This is a genomic window from Streptomyces sp. NBC_01426 (assembly GCF_036231985.1).
Lineage (GTDB): Bacteria > Actinomycetota > Actinomycetes > Streptomycetales > Streptomycetaceae > Streptomyces.
Genome location: NZ_CP109500.1, coordinates 4,304,340 through 4,321,554 on the forward strand (window position 1 = coordinate 4,304,340; position 17,215 = coordinate 4,321,554).

The 17,215-nt window shown below is 73.1% G+C and carries 16 protein-coding genes; 10 read left to right on the forward strand and 6 right to left on the reverse strand.

The features are described from left to right. Window positions 1-33 precede the first annotated feature (33 nt). On the reverse strand, window positions 34-1,176 hold the full coding sequence (locus OG906_RS19105; RefSeq protein WP_329444384.1) for an NADH-quinone oxidoreductase subunit D: 1,143 nt from the start codon (window positions 1,174-1,176) through the stop codon (window positions 34-36). 31 nt (window positions 1,177-1,207) lie between these two features. Here OG906_RS19105 and OG906_RS19110 point away from each other — a divergent pair, with 31 nt between their 5' ends. Next, on the forward strand, window positions 1,208-1,699 hold the full coding sequence (locus OG906_RS19110; RefSeq protein ID WP_267799914.1) for a PH domain-containing protein: 492 nt from the start codon (window positions 1,208-1,210) through the stop codon (window positions 1,697-1,699). Beyond that, window positions 1,696-3,000, forward strand: coding sequence for a PH domain-containing protein (locus OG906_RS19115; protein ID WP_329444386.1), 1,305 nt, complete (start codon window positions 1,696-1,698; stop codon window positions 2,998-3,000). Before OG906_RS19110 ends, OG906_RS19115 begins: the two co-directional genes overlap by 4 nt. Window positions 3,001-3,069: 69 nt before the next feature. On the opposite strand, the gene OG906_RS19120 is transcribed toward OG906_RS19115, so the two are convergent. Together OG906_RS19120 and OG906_RS19125 are read right to left on the reverse strand one after the other, a co-directional pair. Then, window positions 3,070-3,738 (reverse strand): response regulator transcription factor, encoded by a 669-nt coding sequence (locus tag OG906_RS19120; RefSeq protein ID WP_329444388.1) that lies wholly within the window; start codon window positions 3,736-3,738, stop codon window positions 3,070-3,072. 17 nt (window positions 3,739-3,755) lie between these two features. Continuing rightward, entirely contained in the window at window positions 3,756-4,958 is a 1,203-nt protein-coding gene (locus OG906_RS19125) for a sensor histidine kinase (RefSeq protein ID WP_329444390.1), read from the reverse strand. A 107-nt stretch (window positions 4,959-5,065) separates the two neighbouring features. Here OG906_RS19125 and OG906_RS19130 point away from each other — a divergent pair, with 107 nt between their 5' ends. Next, window positions 5,066-6,082: an SAM-dependent methyltransferase gene (locus OG906_RS19130; protein ID WP_329444392.1), complete on the forward strand. Its 1,017-nt coding sequence runs from the start codon at window positions 5,066-5,068 to the stop codon at window positions 6,080-6,082. 43 nt (window positions 6,083-6,125) lie between these two features. Here the strand turns inward: OG906_RS19130 and OG906_RS19135 are convergent, their stop codons facing one another. Continuing rightward, complete coding sequence (locus OG906_RS19135; RefSeq protein ID WP_329444394.1) at window positions 6,126-7,676, reverse strand: M28 family metallopeptidase; 1,551 nt, start codon at window positions 7,674-7,676, stop codon at window positions 6,126-6,128. 186 nt (window positions 7,677-7,862) lie between these two features. After that, window positions 7,863-8,987 (reverse strand): DUF5937 family protein, encoded by a 1,125-nt coding sequence (locus OG906_RS19140; RefSeq protein ID WP_329444396.1) that lies wholly within the window; start codon window positions 8,985-8,987, stop codon window positions 7,863-7,865. A 164-nt stretch (window positions 8,988-9,151) separates the two neighbouring features. Here OG906_RS19140 and OG906_RS19145 point away from each other — a divergent pair, with 164 nt between their 5' ends. Further along, window positions 9,152-9,361, forward strand: coding sequence for a hypothetical protein (locus OG906_RS19145; protein ID WP_267801294.1), 210 nt, complete (start codon window positions 9,152-9,154; stop codon window positions 9,359-9,361). Between the two features lie 160 nt (window positions 9,362-9,521). On the opposite strand, the gene OG906_RS19150 is transcribed toward OG906_RS19145, so the two are convergent. Beyond that, a complete protein-coding gene (locus OG906_RS19150; RefSeq protein WP_329444398.1) occupies window positions 9,522-10,646 on the reverse strand; it encodes a threonine aldolase family protein in 1,125 nt (374 codons plus the stop codon). 97 nt (window positions 10,647-10,743) lie between these two features. On the opposite strand from OG906_RS19150, the gene OG906_RS19155 reads away from it, so the two are divergent. The 6 genes from OG906_RS19155 (at window position 10,744) to OG906_RS19180 (ending at window position 17,169) form a co-directional block, all read left to right on the forward strand. Continuing rightward, the gene (locus OG906_RS19155; RefSeq protein WP_053678422.1) at window positions 10,744-11,688 is read left to right on the forward strand and encodes a Rossmann-like and DUF2520 domain-containing protein; all 945 of its coding nucleotides are present in this window, start codon (window positions 10,744-10,746) and stop codon (window positions 11,686-11,688) included. Continuing rightward, window positions 11,685-12,680 carry a pantoate--beta-alanine ligase gene (panC, locus tag OG906_RS19160; protein WP_329444400.1) on the forward strand — a complete coding sequence of 332 codons (996 nt, stop codon included), beginning with the start codon at window positions 11,685-11,687 and terminating at the stop codon, window positions 12,678-12,680. The genes OG906_RS19155 and panC overlap by 4 nt, the downstream gene beginning before the upstream one ends. Further along, on the forward strand, window positions 12,677-14,407 hold the full coding sequence (locus OG906_RS19165; protein ID WP_329444401.1) for an L-aspartate oxidase: 1,731 nt from the start codon (window positions 12,677-12,679) through the stop codon (window positions 14,405-14,407). The genes panC and OG906_RS19165 overlap by 4 nt, the downstream gene beginning before the upstream one ends. A gap of 44 nt (window positions 14,408-14,451) precedes the next feature. Then, window positions 14,452-15,405: a carboxylating nicotinate-nucleotide diphosphorylase gene (gene nadC / locus OG906_RS19170; RefSeq protein ID WP_267801329.1), complete on the forward strand. Its 954-nt coding sequence runs from the start codon at window positions 14,452-14,454 to the stop codon at window positions 15,403-15,405. Between the two features lie 3 nt (window positions 15,406-15,408). Continuing rightward, window positions 15,409-16,218, forward strand: a complete 810-nt coding sequence (locus tag OG906_RS19175) for a type III pantothenate kinase (protein WP_053678414.1) — start codon at window positions 15,409-15,411, stop codon at window positions 16,216-16,218. 198 nt (window positions 16,219-16,416) lie between these two features. Further along, window positions 16,417-17,169, forward strand: coding sequence for a GntR family transcriptional regulator (locus OG906_RS19180; RefSeq protein WP_267801299.1), 753 nt, complete (start codon window positions 16,417-16,419; stop codon window positions 17,167-17,169). The last annotated feature ends 46 nt before the right edge of the window (window positions 17,170-17,215 follow it).

Consider the following 17,215-nt stretch of genomic DNA (forward strand, 5'->3'; position numbering starts at 1 on the left):
GACAAGGCCGGCCGGGCACCGTCGCGTTCAGGACTACTTGTCGATGTCGCCGACGACGAAGAACAGCGAACCCAGGATCGACACCATGTCCGCGACCAACTGCCCGGGCAGCAACACGGCCAGCGCCTGGATGTTGTTGAAGGACGCCGAGCGCAGCTTCAGCCGGTACGGGGTCTTCTCGCCCTTGGACACCAGGTAGTAGCCGTTGACGCCCAGCGGGTTCTCCGTCCAGGCGTACGTGCTCCCCTCGGGCGCCTTCAGCACCTTGGGCAGCCGCTGGTTGATCGGGCCCGGCGCCAGCTCCGCCATCCGGTCCAGGCAGGCGACGGCCAGGTCGAGGGCGTTGTGCGTCTGGTCGAGCAGCACCTCGAAGCGGGCCAGGCAGTCGCCCTCGGTCCGGGTGACCACCTTCAGCACGTCCTGGAGCTCGCCGTACGCCAGGTAGGGCTCGTCGCGGCGGAGGTCGAAATCGACGCCGGAGGCGCGGGCGACGGGACCGGAGACCCCGTAGGCGTGCACGGCGTCCGCCTGGAGCACGCCCACGCCGCGGGTGCGGCCGCGGAAGATCTCGTTGCCGTGGACCAGCTTGTCGTAGACGTCCATGCGGGTGCGGACGTCCGCGACGGCGGCGCGGGCCCGGCCCGACCAGCCGGCGGGGAGGTCCTCCTTGAGACCGCCGACCCGGTTGAACATGTAGTGCATGCGGCCGCCGGAGATCTCCTCCATGACGGCCTGGAGTTCCTCGCGCTCGCGGAACGCGTGGAAGATCGGCGTGATCCCGCCCAGCTCCAGCGGGTACGAACCGAGGAACATCAGGTGGTTCAGCACCCGGTTCAGCTCGGCCAGCAGCGTCCGCATCCACACGGCCCGCTCGGGGACCTCCATCCCCAGCATCCGCTCGACGGCCATGACCACGCCCAGCTCGTTGGAGAACGCGGACAGCCAGTCGTGGCGGTTCGCGAGCATCACGATCTGGCGGTAGTCACGGGCCTCGAAGAGCTTCTCGGCGCCCCGGTGCATGTAGCCGACCACCGGTTCCGCGCTGACGATGCGCTCCCCGTCCAGGACGAGGCGCAGGCGCAGCACGCCGTGCGTGGAAGGGTGCTGCGGCCCGATGTTGAGCACCATGTCGGTGCTCTCCGCCGCGCCGCCGATACCGACCGTGGTCTCCGTCATGGCGGCATTCTCTCAGCCCTAGGGTGTATGCATGGGAACCGGGACAACGGGTGGGACGAGCGAACCCGAGTGGGTGGGGCTGCCGGGCGGGCTCCTCACGCTCCGGCGACTGCTGCTGGTGATCTGGATGACGGTGCTCACGGCGCTCACGGCGGTCGTACTGGGCCTCACCGCCGGGCCGGCGTGGGCCGCCGTCGGGGCGCTGTGGCTCGGGGTGCTGGTCTGGGGCTGGGTGCTGCTCGGCCGCAACTGGCGGTCCTGGCGCTACGCCGAGCGCGCCGACGACCTGCTGATCAGCAGGGGCGTGCTGTGGCGGGAGCAGACCGTGGTGCCGTACGGGCGGATGCAACTGGTCGAGGTGACCTCGGGGCCGCTGGAACGCCGCTTCGGGCTGGCCTCCGTACAACTGCACACGGCGGCCGCCGCCACCGACGCCAAGATCCCCGGGCTGGTCCCGGCCGAGGCCGAACGGCTCCGCGACCGGCTGTCCGCCCTCGGCGAGGCGAAGTCGGCCGGGCTGTGAGCGACACCGCGGCGCCGGAACGCCGGCTGCACTTCCTGACCCCGCTGCTGCGGGCGTGGGTGCCGATCGCGGCCACCATCGGCGTCATCGCCCAGCAGGGCGAGCGGGCCGGGGAGTGGATCGCGGACCTGTCCGGGCTGCTGCGGCTCCTGGTGCTGGCCGGGCTGGTCCTCGTCTTCGGCGCGTACGGCTTCCTGAGCTGGTGGTTCACCCACTACGCCGTCACCGACGCCGAACTGCGCATCCGCAGCGGCCTGATCTTCCGGCGCACCGCACACATCCGCCTCGACCGGCTCCAGGCCGTGGACGTCACCCGGCCGCTGCTGGCCCGCGTCGCCGGGGTCGCGAAGCTGCGGCTCGACGTCATCGGCACCGCGGACAAGGACGAACTGGCCTACCTCGCCGAGAAGGACGCCGTCGCGCTGCGCGCCGAACTCCTGGCCCGGGCCGCCGGTTTCGCCCCCGCCGAGGCCGTGACGCTCGGCGAGGCCCCGGAACGCGAACTGCTGCGGGTCCGGCCGAGGGATCTGGTGGTCTCGCTGGTGCTGACCCTCGCCGTCTGGGCCGCCCTGGTCGCCGGCCTGGTCGTGCCGGTCGTGGTGTGGTGGCTCAGCGGAAGCATCTGGGCCACCGCGGTGACCCTGCTGCCGTTCCTCGGCGGGGTCTGGGCCGGCACGGCGGGCCGGTTCCTCACCGAGTACGACTGGACGGTCGCCGAATCCCCCGACGGGCTCCGGATCGACCACGGGCTGCTGGACCGGGCCCACGAGACGGTGCCGCCGGGGCGCGTGCAGACCGTACGGATCGTCGAACCGCTGCTGTGGCGCCGGCGCGACTGGGTCCGGGTGGAGCTGGCGGTGGCCGGCTCGAAGAACGACGTCCTGGTCCCGGTGGCCTCGCGGGTCGCCGCGTACGAGGTCATCGCGCGGGTGCTGCCCGGTGTGGACCTGGCGGCCCTGTCCTTCAGCCCCGCGCCGAGGGCCGGTTCGCGGTGGGTGGTCCCGGTGTGGTGGAAGGGCTACGGCCTGGCCGTGACCGAGGACGTGTTCGCCGCGCGCAAGGGACGCCTGTGCCGCCGCACGGAGATCGTCCCGCACGCCAAGGTGCAGAGCGTGCGCCTGACCCAGGGGCCCTGGGAACGCGCCCGCGGCGTGGCCGACCTGCACGTGGACACCGGCGCGAACGCCACCGTCACCGCGCGGCTGCGGCCGTCGGCGGAGGCCGCCGCGCTGCTGCCCGCGCAGGCGGCCCGCTCCCGCACCTCGCGCGCGGCGGCCCGCCCGGACCGCTGGATGACCTGACCGGGCCCCGGCGAGATCCGAAAGGGACGGCCGGGCGCTGTGACCCGGCAGACCTTTCCGGTCACGGCACTAGAGGCCGCCGGCGCGGACCAGCCCCGTCTCGTACGCCAGGACCACGACCTGTACCCGGTCGCGCAGGCCCAGCTTCGTCAGGATGCGGCCCACGTGCGTCTTGACCGTGGCCTCCGAGAGGACCAGCCGCGCCGCGATCTCGCCGTTCGACAGGCCCTGCGCCACCAGCAGCATGACCTCGCGCTCGCGCTCGGTCAGCCGCTCCACGTCCTTGTTCCGCGGCTCCGCCGTCGTGGTCGGCAGCATCGGCGCGAAGCGGTCCAGCAGGCGCCGGGTCGTGGACGGGGCGACGACGGCGTCGCCGCTGTGCACCGAGCGGATCGCCGCCAGCAGTTCCGCCGGCGGGACGTCCTTGAGCATGAAGCCGCTCGCCCCGGCCTTCAGCCCGGAGAACGCGTACTCGTCCAGGTCGAACGTGGTCAGGATGATGACCTTGGGGTGTTCCTCGGGTTCGCAGATGCGCCGGGTCGCCTCGACCCCGTCGAGCCGCGGCATCCGGACGTCCATCAGCACCACGTCCACCCTCGTCGCCCGCAGCACCTCCAGCGCCTCCAGGCCGTCCCCGGCCTCGGCGACCACGTCCATGTCCGGCTGGGCGGCCAGCACCATTCGGAAGCCGGTGCGCAGCAGCACCTGATCGTCGACCAGCATCACTCGGATGGACATCGGTTACCTCGTCCTCGTCATCTCTTCTTGAGCGGGAGCAGTGCGCTGATCCGGAAGCCGCCGCCGGGACGCGGGCCCGCGTCCAGGGTGCCTCCGACCATACCGATGCGTTCCCGCATGCCGATCAGCCCGTGTCCGGCGCCGTCGGCGCCGCCGTCCTCGTACAGTTCGTGGGCCGCGCCCCGGCCGTCGTCCTCCACGAGCAGGCCCAGCCCGTCGTCGAAGTAGACCAGCCGGACGCTGGCGCTCGCCTCGGGGCCCCCGTGCTTGCGCGTGTTGGTCAGCGCCTCCTGCACGATCCGGTACGCGGTCAGTTCGACCCCGCTCGGCAGCCGGCGGGGCGCGCCCTCGACCTCGAAGTCCACCGTGAGGCCCGCGGCCCGTACCTGCTCGACCAGGACCTCGATCTGTTCCACGTCCGGCTGTGGCACGTAGTCCTCGGACTCCTGCGGTTCGCCGGTGCGCAGCACGCCCAGCAGTCGCCGCATCTCGGCCAGGGCCTGCCGGCCGGTGCCGGAGATGGTCTGCAGGGCCTCCTTGGCCTGTTCCGGGGCCGCGTCCATGACGTACGCGGCGCCGTCGGCCTGCACCACCATCACCGACACGTTGTGCGCGACGACGTCGTGCAGCTCGCGGGCGATCCGGGCGCGTTCGGTGGTGACGGCCGCCTTGGCCTGGGCCTCGCGCTCCTTCTCCAGGCGCTGGTTGCGTTCGACGAGCTGGGCGTAGTAGGCCCGGCGGGTGCGCACGGAGTCGCCGAGGACCCAGGCGAGGGCGAAGGGCACGACGGCGAAGAGCGCCCCGATGACGTTGTCGCCGGTCTCGCCCCGGTCCACGTGGAAGCGCAGGAAGTACAGGGGGGACGCGGTCAGCCCGATGCCGAACGCCACCCGGGACAGCCGGCGCGAGACGTCCGCGGAGGCCGCGACCGTGTACAGGATGATCAGCATCCCGAAGTCGCCCAGGTGTGGATCGGTGCGGGTCAGCAACTGGTAGACGCCGGTGCCGACGGCCAGCCAGAACATCGGCACGGTCCACTTGCGGCGCAGGGCCACCACCGCGCTCATCGCGATCACCGAGGGGACGGCGATCAGGCGGGTGGCGGTGCTGCTCAGACCGCTGTTGGTGACTTCCAGCAGAGAGACCCCGAAGAGCAGGGCAGCCCAGAAGCTGTCGACGCCCGTCGGGTGTCTGCGGAGGAAGTCGTAGAGACGCTGCACGTAACCCAGAGTAGGCAAGGCGGATAGGTGCTGGAGTCAACCAGAGGGGCGATCCGTTGAGGGATGAAGTACACCCGAAGGTGGAGGGTGAGCCTAGCCTTGGGTCGATGAGCACTCAGGGCGAACGCGCGGTTCCGGTCCGTTGGCGGTCGGCGATGGAGGCCGCGCTGTACGGCCCCGACGGCTTCTACACACGTCCCGGCGGCCCGGGTCCCGCAGGGCACTTCCGCACCTCCGTGCACGCCTCGCGGCTGTACGCGGGAGCCGTCGCCCGGCTCCTCCTCACGGTGGACGAGGCCCTCGGGCGCCCTCGGGGGCTGGACCTGGTCGACATGGGGGCCGGGCGCGGCGAACTGCTCACCGGGGTGCTGGCCGCCCTGCCCCCGGAGACGGCCGCACGGGTGCGCCCGTACGCCGTCGAGCGCGCGGCCCGGCCCGAGGGGCTGGACCCCCGGATCCACTGGGTCCCCGTACCGCCCGAACGGACGACGGGGCTGTTGTTCGCCAACGAGTGGCTGGACAACGTGCCGCTGGAGATCACCGAGGACGGGCGCTACGTCACGGTCGCGCCCGACGGCACGGAGAGCCCCGGCGGGCCCCTGGAGGAGGCGGACCGGGCCTGGCTGGAGCGGTGGTGGCCCGGGACGGGCCGGGCCGAGATCGGCCGGTCCCGCGACGCGGCCTGGGCGGCGGCCGCCGCGACCCTGGAGCGGGGCCTGGCGGTGGCGGTGGACTACGCCCACAGCCGGGAGGCCCGGCCCCCGTTCGGCACGCTCACCGGCTTCCGCGCGGGCCGGGAGGTCCCCCCGGTCCCGGACGGCGGGTGCGACGTCACCGCCCACGTCGCGCTGGACGCCTGCGCGGGACCGGGCGCGACCCTGCTCACGCAGCGCCGGGCCCTGACGCTCCTCGGGGTCTCGGGCGGCCGGCCACCGCTGGCCCTGGCCTCGACGGACCCGGTGGCGTACGTCCGCGCCCTGTCGGCGGCGGGCGAGGCGGCGGAACTCACCGCGCGCGGAGGCCTGGGCGACTTCGGCTGGCTGGTCCAGCCGGTCGGCATCGCACCCTGGCCGGCGGCGCAGGAGGAAGCGGCCGGGCACGGCGAAGGGGCCGGGACGCCCTGACGGGATCCCGACCCCTCCCACCTCATCCGCTCCGGACCGCGTGCTACCGCTCCGTGTGGTGGTCGTGCCCGGGGCGCAGACCCCCGCCGTTGCCCGAGCCGGTGCTCGGCTTCGAGACGACCGGCTGCGACAGCGGGGCCAGGTCGTAGGCGTAGTGGCCGACCGCGTTCGCGATGACGTCGACGTTGATGTCGAGCGCCTTCTGGTCGATGTTGTTGATGTCGTCGCCCTTGCCGTGGTAGTTCACGTCGTAGGCGACCCCGGCCTGACCGCCGAACTTCGCGGCCTGCTCGGCGGTCTTGATGCCCTCGGCACCCGTGTCCGTACCACCGGACGGGATGCCGGCCTCGATGAACGGGCCGTAGTCCGAGCGGCCGGTGAAGTCCGAGCCCTCGTGCGGGATGCGCTGCGCGTCGAGGAAGTCGGTGATGCCCTTCTCCAACTGCGCGGAGCCCTCGGGGCCGGGGCCCGAGCCGACCTTGTCCGAGTCGTCGCCGTCGTAGACGAAGTAGGCGGCGTTCGGCGAGGCGATCATGTCGAAGTTCAGGTAGAGCTTGATCTGCTTCTTCTGCGCGTCCGTCAGACCGGCCACGTACGCCTCGGAGCCGAGCAGGCCGAACTCCTCCGCCGACCACCAGGCGAACTTGACCTTGTTCTTGATCTTCGTCTGGCTGCTCGCGAGGCGCTGTGCGACCTGGAGGATGCCGGCCGAGCCGGACCCGTTGTCGTTGATGCCGGGCCCCTCCGAGACCGAGTCCAGGTGCGCGCCCAGGAAGACGGTGTTGTTCTCGTCGCCGCCCCGCGTCTCGGCGACGACGTTGTACGTCTTGCGGTTCTCGCGCAACTCGCGGATGTCCAGGGTGATCGACACCGGACCGGCGGTCGCCTCGGCGGCGAGCTTCTCGCCCTCCGCCTGGGTCACGCCGCCCGTCGGGACCTTGCCCGCGTCCGCGGCGCCCAGGGTGCCGTTCAGCGCGCCCTCGGTGTTGTTGTAGATGACCGCGCCGACCGCGCCGGCCGTCGCCGCGTTCGCCTGCTTCACCGCGAAGGTGCAGCCGCCGCGCTTCACGAGGGCGATCTTGCCGGTGAAGGTGCCGGAGGCGAAGTCGGCGGGCTCGCAGCCGTTCGTGCCGTCGGCGTCCACGGGGGCGACGGCGAGCTGCGCCGTGATGCCTTCCTCGGGGCCGCTCGCGGTGTACGTCATCAGGTTGATCGGGACGTCGCGTTCGGCGTCGCCGTTCACGGTGAGCTTTTCCGAGATGGTTTCGACATACACGAAGTCGAACTCGTTCTTCGTGACCTTGTATCCCGCCGCGCGCAGCACGGCTTCGACGTACTGGGCGGATTGCACGTGGCCCTTGGAACCGGCCACCCGGGTGCCCTTGTTGTAGTCGGCGATCGACTGGAAGACCTTCAGGTGGTTGTTGGCGCCCTTGCCCGTCGCCTCCTTGACCAGCTTCTTGGCCAACGCGTCGCCCTTGGCGGCGTCGCTCTGGGGGCCGGTGGCACCGGCGGGACCGGCGAGGAGCAGCGGGGAGACGAGAGCCACGGCGGCCAGGGCGGCAGTGGCTGCGGCTATACGGCGTGAGGGCATGAAGGTCCTTTCACGACAAGTGCAGGCATACGTGTGGTGTCGCACGGTGCGCGAGGGGGAGTGGTGATCGCACGTTAAACAGCAAGGAGCCACTCTGGCCAGAGTTTTCACTGATTCCGGTTTATGAATTCCGTATATCGGTGAAACTGCGCCGGTGTTAATCGGCCACTGTCCGCAGGTCCGGACCTACCGGAGGATGCCTTCCATGAAGTCGGATCCGAGGCGCGCCACCGCTGTCACGTCCAACTGGTGATGCGCGTAACGCCCCTGACGGTGCGTGTGCAGCAGCTCGGCCTTCTTGAGCACCGACAGGTGGCGGGACACCTCGGGGGCGGATATGCCGTAGACCGTGGCCAGCTCGCTGGTGGTGTACGGCCCGCGGGCCAGGCTCCGGCACAGCATCATCCGCATCGGGTGCGCCAGGGCCTCCATGCGCCGCCGGAGCAGCTCCACCGAACCGGGCGCGGAAGCCAACTCGGGCGAGCCGAGCGGATAGTGGACCACCGGCCGCCAGCCCGGGGCGTGCAGGACCAGCAGGTGCGGCCAGCCGAAGTGGGTCGGTACGAAGACCAGCCCCCGACCCACCCGGGGATCGGTGGCGGTCGCCGAACCGTTGACCATCTTGTCGGCGGTGATCGTGGTCCCGGCCCGGTCCAGACTCAACGCCGACGACACCTCCCGCAGCGCGGCCGGCAACCCCTTGTGGCGCAACACCTCCGCCTTGTGGCGCGCGTCCGCGGCCTGCTGCGGGCCGATCCGCCGCCAGACCTCGCCGAAGAACGCCTCGTGGCAGTCCTCCAGCAGCCGCCGCATCCACACCCGCACGGCGGCGGTGTCGTCCAACAGGCGCAGCGAGAACTGCAACTGGCGGGGCCCGCGCGCGGCGGCCGTCTCCAACGCCTTGGCGCGCGAGGCCGCGTCGTGGAGCGGGGAGGCGACCCCGCCCTCGTTGTAGAGGGCCAGCCAGCAGTGTTCCAGGGCGGCGATCACGAACCGCTCGTCGTCGAGCCGGTCGAGTACGTCGAGTTCCTCGGCCAGCGTCCCGGCGGGCAGGCCCGAGCCGCCGGGCACCCCGGCGAAGGGCATGAACACGTCCGAGAACGAACTCCGCCACATGAAGTCGGCTTCCAGCAGCCGATCGGCGAGGGAGGGGTCGAGGCCGGCCCGCGTGGCGTTCGCCCACGACTGGAGCCCGGGGTGGTGCGCGGGCTGGGAGAGCGCGTGCAGGGCCATGCAGAGCTCGGCGAGCGGGGAGGGCGCGAACGCGATCCGCTCCGCGGGGAGCCCGGCGATGTCGATGGTGACGCTCATCGCCCCATTCTGTCGGGTGCGGGTCGGCCGGGCGTGCGCCGGGGGGCGTCGGACCGGCGCCCGGGAAGCCGTCCTTCAGGCCGCTCACCAGGCGGAATCCGGTTCGATTGACGAGGAGCGTCAATCGACGGGACGGGTGCGGCCGAGGGGGTGAGGGTGGAGCCATGAGCGCGATCGAGCAGTACCTCCTCGACACCTACCGGGCCTCCCAGCACGGGACGCCCATGCCGCCGCCGCCCGGCCGTGACGACGTGGCCGTCATCCGCGAGGCCCGCGACCGGGCCCGCTTCCACGCGGTCCTCGCCGGCCGCCCCGCCCACCACCGGCTGACCCGGGCCGTCCGCCGGCTCTTCTCCCGACCCCGCTCCTGCTGACCGGGGCCGGGCGGCCGAGGGCCCGGCAGCCGGGCAGTCCGGGAGCCCGCCGGGCCGGTGAAGCGGCCCCCTCCAGCCCCTTGGGACCGCCCGCCCGGCCGGCCGCCTGCCGTCCCGCCCGCGTCCCGTCCGCCCCCGCCCGCCCCCACCGACCCGCCCGCTACAAGCGGGCCACGAAGTCCGCCACCGCCGCCCGCACATCGGCCCCGGTCCACTCCAGCCCCGGCTCCGTGACCTCCAGCTCCGCCATCGACAACCCCGGCGGCCCCTCCGCCGACCAGCGGCGGAACAGCACCGTCCCCGTCTCCTCCGCCTGCCGCAGGCCCGCCTCCGTCAGCCGGTCCGCGTCGTACGGCAGCCACACCTGGAACTGGTGCGTGTGCGGCTCCTCCGGATGGACCCGGAACCAGGGCACCCCGGCCGCCGCGAAGCCCTCCCGCAGGGCCCCGGCGACGATCCGCGCCCGCTCCACGTACGACGGCAGCCGCGGCAGCTCCCGCTCCAGCCCCGCCAGCGCGGACAGCGCCTGCGGGAACTGCCGGAAGATCTGGCCCCCGTACCGGTGCCGCCACACCCGCGCCTCCGCGACCAGCTCCGCGGACCCCGCCAGCGCGGCGCCGCTCAGCCCGCCGAGCGACTTGTAGAAGGACACGTACACGGAGTCCGCGAGGCCCGCGATCTCCGACAGCGGCCGCCCGAAGTGCGTCGTGGACTCCCACAGCCGCGCCCCGTCGAAGTGCACCACCGCGTCCCGCGCCCGGGCCGCGTCCACCAGCGCCGTCAACTCCTCCCACGTCGGCAGGAGGAACCCCGCGTCCCGCAGCGGCAGCTCCAGCATCAACGTGCCGAAGGGCTCCGCGACCTCCGCGACCTCCTGCGGCGTGGGCTGCCTCGGGTCCCGCGTCGGGTACACCGTCCGCAACCCCGAGACCACCGACAGCGCCCCGCCCTCCCACAGCTCCGGATGGCCCATGGGGTGCAGGGCCACCACCGTGTTCCCGGTACGTCCCGCCCAGCACCGCAGCGCGATCTGCTGCGCCATCGTCCCCGACGGGAAGAACGCCGCGTCCGCCGTCCCCAGCAGCTCGGCGACCCGCTCCTCCAGCCTGGCCACCACCCCGTCGCCGTACACGTCGGCGGGCTCGTCCGGGTCGGTGGCCGCCGCCTGCGGCAGGGCCGCGAGCAGCTCGCCCACCGTCGGCTCCAGCAGGCTCCGCGAGAGGGTCCGACCCGCTCCGCGCCACGCCGCGACCAGCCGCTTCGTACGGTCTTCATCAGCAGTCATGCCCCGATCATCGCCGACCGGCCGACACGCCCAGGGGCTAGCATGGCGGCGTATCGTCCGGTACCCCCCGCGGACTGGAACGGAAGGCATTCCCCGCGTGAACGCACCCCTTCAGACGGAGCCCAGGGATCCGTCGGACCGCCCCGCACGGCTCACCGTCGGCGTCGTCGGCGCCGGCCGGGTCGGCCCCGCGCTGGCCCGCGCCCTCCAGCAGGCCGGACACCGCCCCGTCGCCGTGTCCGGAGTGTCCGAGGCGTCCCGTCGGCGAGCCGCCCGACTGCTGCCCGACGTGCCCGTCGTACCGCCCGCCGAGGTCCTGGAGCGGGCCGAGCTGGTCCTGCTCACCGTCCCCGACGACGCACTCCCCTCCCTGGTCGAGGGCCTCGTCGAGACCGGCGCGATCCGCCCCGGCCGGCTCCTCGTCCACACCTCCGGGCGGTACGGGACCGCCGTGCTGGACCCCGCCCGCCGCGCGGGCGCCCTGCCGCTGGCCCTGCACCCCGTGATGACGTTCACCGGCACCGAGGTCGACGTGCAGCGCCTCGCCGGCTGCTCCTTCGGCGTCACCGCCCCCGACGAGCTGCGGCTCGCCGCCGAGGCCCTGGTCATCGAGATGGGCGGCGAGCCCGAGTGGATCGCCGAGGAGAGCCGTCCGCTCTACCACGCGGCCCTCGCCCTCGGCGCGAACCACCTGGTCACCCTGGTCGCCCAGTCGATGGAACTGCTGCGCACGGCCGGCGTCGAACACCCCGACCGGATGCTCGGCCCGCTCCTCGGCGCCGCCCTCGACAACGCCCTGCGCTCCGGCGACGCGGCCCTCACCGGCCCCGTCGCCCGCGGCGACGCCGGCACCGTCGCCGCCCACGTCCTCGAACTGCGCCGGCACGCCCCCGGCGCCGTCGCCGGCTACCTGGCGATGGCCCGCACCACCGCCGACCGGGCCCTCGCGCACGGCCTGCTCAAGCCCGAACTCGCCGAGGACCTGCTGGGCGTGCTCGCCGACGGCGGCGACGGCGTCGGCCCGGAGGGCGAACGCCGATGACCGGCCCCCTGCTCCTGCACACCGCCGGGGAACTGCACGGCCTCGCCCGCCCCGGCCGCCGCGCCGTCGTCATGACCATGGGCGCCCTGCACGACGGCCACGCCTCCCTGATCCGCACGGCCCGCGACCTCGCCGGCGCCGACGGCCAGGTCGTCGTCACCGTCTTCGTGAACCCCCTCCAGTTCGGGGCGAACGAGGACCTCGACCGCTACCCCCGCACCCTGGACGCCGACCTGCGCATCGCCGCCCACGCCGGCGCCGACGCGGTGTTCGCCCCGGCCGCGAACGAGGTCTACCCGGGCGGCGACCCCCAGGTCCGGATCACCGCCGGCCCCATGGGCGGCCGCCTCGAAGGCGCCACCCGCCCCGGCCACTTCGACGGCATGCTGACCGTCGTCGCGAAACTGCTCCACCTCACCCGCCCCGACCTGGCCCTCTTCGGTCAGAAGGACGCCCAGCAACTGGCCCTGATCCGGCGCATGGTGACCGACCTGAACTTCCCCGTCGAGGTGGTCGGCGTACCCACCGCCCGCGAGGACGACGGCCTCGCGCTGTCCTCCCGCAACCGCTACCTCTCCCCGGCGGAACGCCGCACGGCCCTCGCCCTGTCCCGCGCCCTGTTCGCGGGCCGCGACCGCCTCGCCGCGCAGGCCGCGCTGCGCGCCCGCGCCGAGGCCTCCCCGGCCAGCGACGGACGCGCCACCGCCCTGGCCCGGCTCGGCGAGATCCGCGCCTCCGCCGACGCGCACGCCGTCTCCGCGGCCGGCTCCGGCCTGCCCGACGCCGTACGGTCCGCCGCCCGACACGTCCTGGAGGACGCGGGCCGGCACGACCCGCCGCTGGCCCTGGACTACCTGGCGCTGGTCGACCCCCAGGACTTCACCGACATCGGCCCCGGGTTCACGGGACGGGCCGTGCTGGCCGTCGCCGCCAAGGTGGGCGCGACCCGGCTGATCGACAACATCCCATTGGAGTTCGGAGCACACTCGTGAGCACTGGCAGAAGTGCCGCCGGCACCGGCATACGGCTGCACGCCCCCGCCCCCGGCTGGTCCCTCGACGCGGACGTCGTCGTCGTCGGCTCGGGCGTGGCGGGCCTGACGGTGGCGCTGCGCTGCGCCGCCGCCGGCCGCCGCACGGTCGTGGTCACCAAGGCCCGGCTCGACGACGGATCCACCCGCTGGGCCCAGGGCGGCATCGCCGCCGCCCTCGGCGACGGGGACACCCCCGAGCAGCACCTGGACGACACCCTGGTGGCGGGCGCGGGCCTGTGCGACGAGGCCGCCGTCCGGCTGCTGGTCACCGAGGGGCCGGACGCCGTACGACGCCTCATCTCGACCGGCGCCGTCTTCGACACCTCGGCCGAGACCGGGGAGATAGAGCTGACGCGGGAGGGCGGCCACCACCGCCGTCGGATCGCGCACGCCGGCGGCGACGCCACCGGCGCCGAGATCTCCCGGGCCCTCGTGGAGGCCGTCCAGGACGCGGGCATCGAGACCGTCGAGAACGCGCTCGTCCTGGACCTGCTCCAAGACGCCGAGGGCCGCACCGCCGGCGTCACCCTGCACGTCATGGGCGAGGGCCAGCACGACGGCGTGGGCGCCGTCCACGCCCCCGCCGTGATCCTCGCGACCGGCGGCATGGGCCAGGTCTTCTCGGCCACCACCAACCCGTCCGTCTCCACGGGCGACGGGGTGGCCCTCGCGCTGCGCGCCGGCGCCGAGGTCTCCGACCTCGAATTCGTCCAGTTCCACCCGACGGTGCTGTTCCTCGGCGCCGACGCCGAGGGACAGCAGCCGCTGGTCTCCGAGGCCGTCCGCGGCGAGGGCGCCCACCTCGTCGACGCGGACGGCGTGCGCTTCATGGTCGGACAGCACGAACTGGCCGAACTCGCCCCCCGCGACATCGTCGCCAAGGGCATCATGCGCCGCATGCAGGAACAGGGCACCCGGCACATGTACCTGGACGCCCGGCACTTCGGCGCCGAGATGTGGGAGCAGCGCTTCCCCACGATCCTCGCCGCCTGCCGCTCCCACGGCATCGACCCGGTCACCGAGCCCATCCCCGTCGCGCCGGCCGCGCACTACGCGTCGGGCGGCGTACGCACCGACCTGCACGGCCGCACCACGGTGCCCGGCCTGTACGCCTGCGGCGAGGTCGCCTGTACCGGCGTGCACGGCGCGAACCGGCTGGCCTCCAACTCCCTTCTGGAGGGCCTGGTCTTCGCCGAGCGGATCGCGGACGACATCGCCCGCCGGCCGCTCACGGGCAACGGACCCGGCATCCCCGTGCCGGCCACCGGCCCGCTCCAGCCCGCCGAGGCCCGGTACGAGATCCAGCGCATCATGACGGACGGTGCGGGCGTGCTGCGCTCCGCGGAGTCCCTGGCCACGGCCGCCGCCGCCCTCGAAGACCTGTACGCGGCCGCCCTGAACAACCTCGAAGCGCACGGCAAGACCGCCGAACCGGGCGTGGACACCTGGGAGGCCACGAACCTCCTGTGCGTGGCCCGGGTCCTGGTCGCCGCCGGCCGGCGCCGCGAGGAGACCCGCGGCTGCCACTGGCGCGAGGACCACCCCGACCGCGACGACGCCCACTGGCGCCGCCACCTGGTCGTCCGACTGTCCGCGACCGAGAAGCGGGCGCTGGTCGTCACCCCCACCGACTCGGCGGACTTCCCGCCCGTTTCCCACCCCCTCAGCCAGGAGCAGCAAGCGTGAGCACGCACGAGCACGAAGACACCGACCGCACCGCGCACGACGAACTGCCCCTCCTGGGACAGGCCGAGGGCGGCTGCGGCGACGACTGCGCCTGCGGTGACGGCGAGGAGTCCGGCCTGGACCCGGCGCTCGCCGAGCTCCTCGCGGACGCCGGCCTGGACCCGATCGAGGTCGAGGACATCGCGCACATGGCGCTGTCCGAGGACCTCGACGGCGGGGTCGACGTCACCACCGTCGCCACCGTGCCCGAGGACGCCGAGGCCGTCGCGGACTTCATCGCCCGCGAGGACGGCGTCGTGGCCGGCCTGCGGATCGCCGAGGCCGTGTTCTCGGTGGTCTGCACCGAGGCGTTCGAGGTCGAGCGGCACGCCGAGGACGGCGACACCGTCAAGGCGGGCGAGGTGCTGCTGTCCGTCCGCGCCCGTACCCGCGACCTGCTCACGGCCGAGCGCAGCGCCCTGAACATCCTGTGCCGGCTGTCGGGCATCGCGACCGCCACCCGCCGCTGGGCCGACGTCCTGGACGGCACGTCCGCGAAGGTCCGCGACACCCGCAAGACCACTCCGGGCCTGCGCGCGCTGGAGAAGTACGCGGTCCGTTGCGGCGGCGGCGTCAACCACCGCATGTCGCTGTCGGACGCGGCGCTGGTCAAGGACAACCACGTGGTCGCGGCGGGCGGCGTCGCCCAGGCGTTCACGGCCGTCCGCGAGGCCTTCCCCGACGTCCCGATCGAGGTCGAGGTCGACACCCTCGCGCAGATCGGCGAGGTCCTGGACGCGGGCGCCGACCTGATCCTGCTGGACAACTTCACCGTCGAGCAGACCGCCGAGGCCGTCGCGCTGGTCGCCGGCCGCGCCGTCCTGGAGTCCTCCGGCCGGCTGACCCTGGACACCGCCCGCGCCTACGCCGAGACCGGCGTGAACTACCTCGCGGTCGGCGGGCTCACCCACTCCTCGCCGATCCTGGACATCGGCCTCGACCTCCGCGAGGCGGTGTAACCGATGCTCCTCACCATCGACGTGGGCAACACCCACACGGTGCTGGGCCTGTTCGACGGTGACGAGATCGTCGAGCACTGGCGCATCTCCACCGACCCGCGCAGGACGGCCGACGAGATGGCCGTCCTGATGCAGGGCCTGATGGGCATGCACCCGATGCTCGGCACCGAGCTGGGCGACGGCATCCACGGCATCGCGATCTGTTCGACGGTCCCCTCGGTCCTGCACGAACTGCGCGAGGTCACCCGCCGCTACTACGGCGACGTGCCGGCCGTGCTGGTCGAGCCCGGCATCAAGACGGGCGTGCCGATCCTCATGGACAACCCGAAGGAGGTCGGCGCGGACCGCATCATCAACGCGGTCGCGGCCGTCGAGCTCTACGGCGGACCGGCGATCGTCGTCGACTTCGGCACGGCCACCACCTTCGACGCGGTGTCCGCGAAGGGCGAGTACGTCGGCGGGGTGATCTCCCCGGGCATCGAGATCTCGATGGAGGCCCTCGGCGTGCGCGGCGCCCAGCTCCGCAAGATCGAGCTGGCCCGCCCGCGCAACGTCATCGGCAAGTCCACGGTCGAGGCGATGCAGTCGGGCGTGGTCTACGGGTTCGCCGGCCAGGTCGACGGGATCGTGAACCGGATGGCCAAGGAGCTCGCCGGCCCCACCGGCGACCCGGACGACGTCCGCGTGATCGCCACCGGCGGCCTGGCGCCGATCGTCCTCGGCGAGGCCTCGGTGATCGACGACCACGAGCCCTGGCTGACGTTGATCGGGCTGCGGCTGGTCTACGAGCGCAACGCGCCCAACTTCGAGTGAACGCGCGGCGCGACGACGCGTGACGCAAGGCCCCCGCCCACCCGGCGGGGGCCTTTCCCGTCGCCCCTCGCGGCCCCGCGCCGTCCTTCCTCGTCGCGGCGCTTCACCGGCCGTCAGGCTGACGCGTCGGGTTCAACCTGATGCCTTAGCTTTGTCGGCGTCGGACGCACGTGTTTGCGACGCTCCAGGATGGTCCAAATGCCCCGTGAATCACCGTACTTGCAGGTGGTCGACGCCCTCCGGGCCCGTATCGAGGCGGGCGAGTGGGAGGTCGGCGACAAGCTCCCCTCGCGGTCGCGGTTCGCCGCCGAGTACTCCGTCGGACAGAGCGTCACCCAACGCGCCCTGGAACGGCTGATCATCGAGGGCCTCCTCGAAGGCCGCGCCGGGTCCGGGACGTTCGTGCGCACCCCGCGGCGCCGGATGCGCATGGTGCGCACCCGCCGCCGCGTACCGAACTCGGGCAACGCCTTCCGCGCCGAGGCCCTCGAACACGGCTTCGCGGCCTCCTGGGACGCCCGGACCGTCGCCCACACCCCGGCCCCCGACCACATCGCGGCCCGCCTCGCCATCGCCCCCGGCGACCCGTGCGTGATGACCCGCTACGAGTTCATGGCCGACGGCAGTCCCGCCGAACTGTCCCAGTCCTGGGAGCCGATGGCCCTCACCGCCGACACCCCGGTCGTCCTGCCGGAGGACGGGGAGATGCGCGGGGCCGGCGTGGTCGCGCGCATGCGGTCCATCGGCATCACGGTCGCCTCGGTGCTGGAGATACCGCGCCCGTCGCGCGCCAACCAGGCACAGGCCAACCTGCTGGGCATCAGCGTCGGCTCGCTCATCACCGAGATCGAGCGCACGTACCTGGACTCGGACGGCCGCCCGGTGGAGACCGCCGACCTGGTCATCCCCGATTCCCGGTACGAGATCGCGTACGCGTTTCCGATCGAGTGAGCGGGAACTTCCACGGAAATGGCCGAAGTGTGCCCCCGCGGGGGTT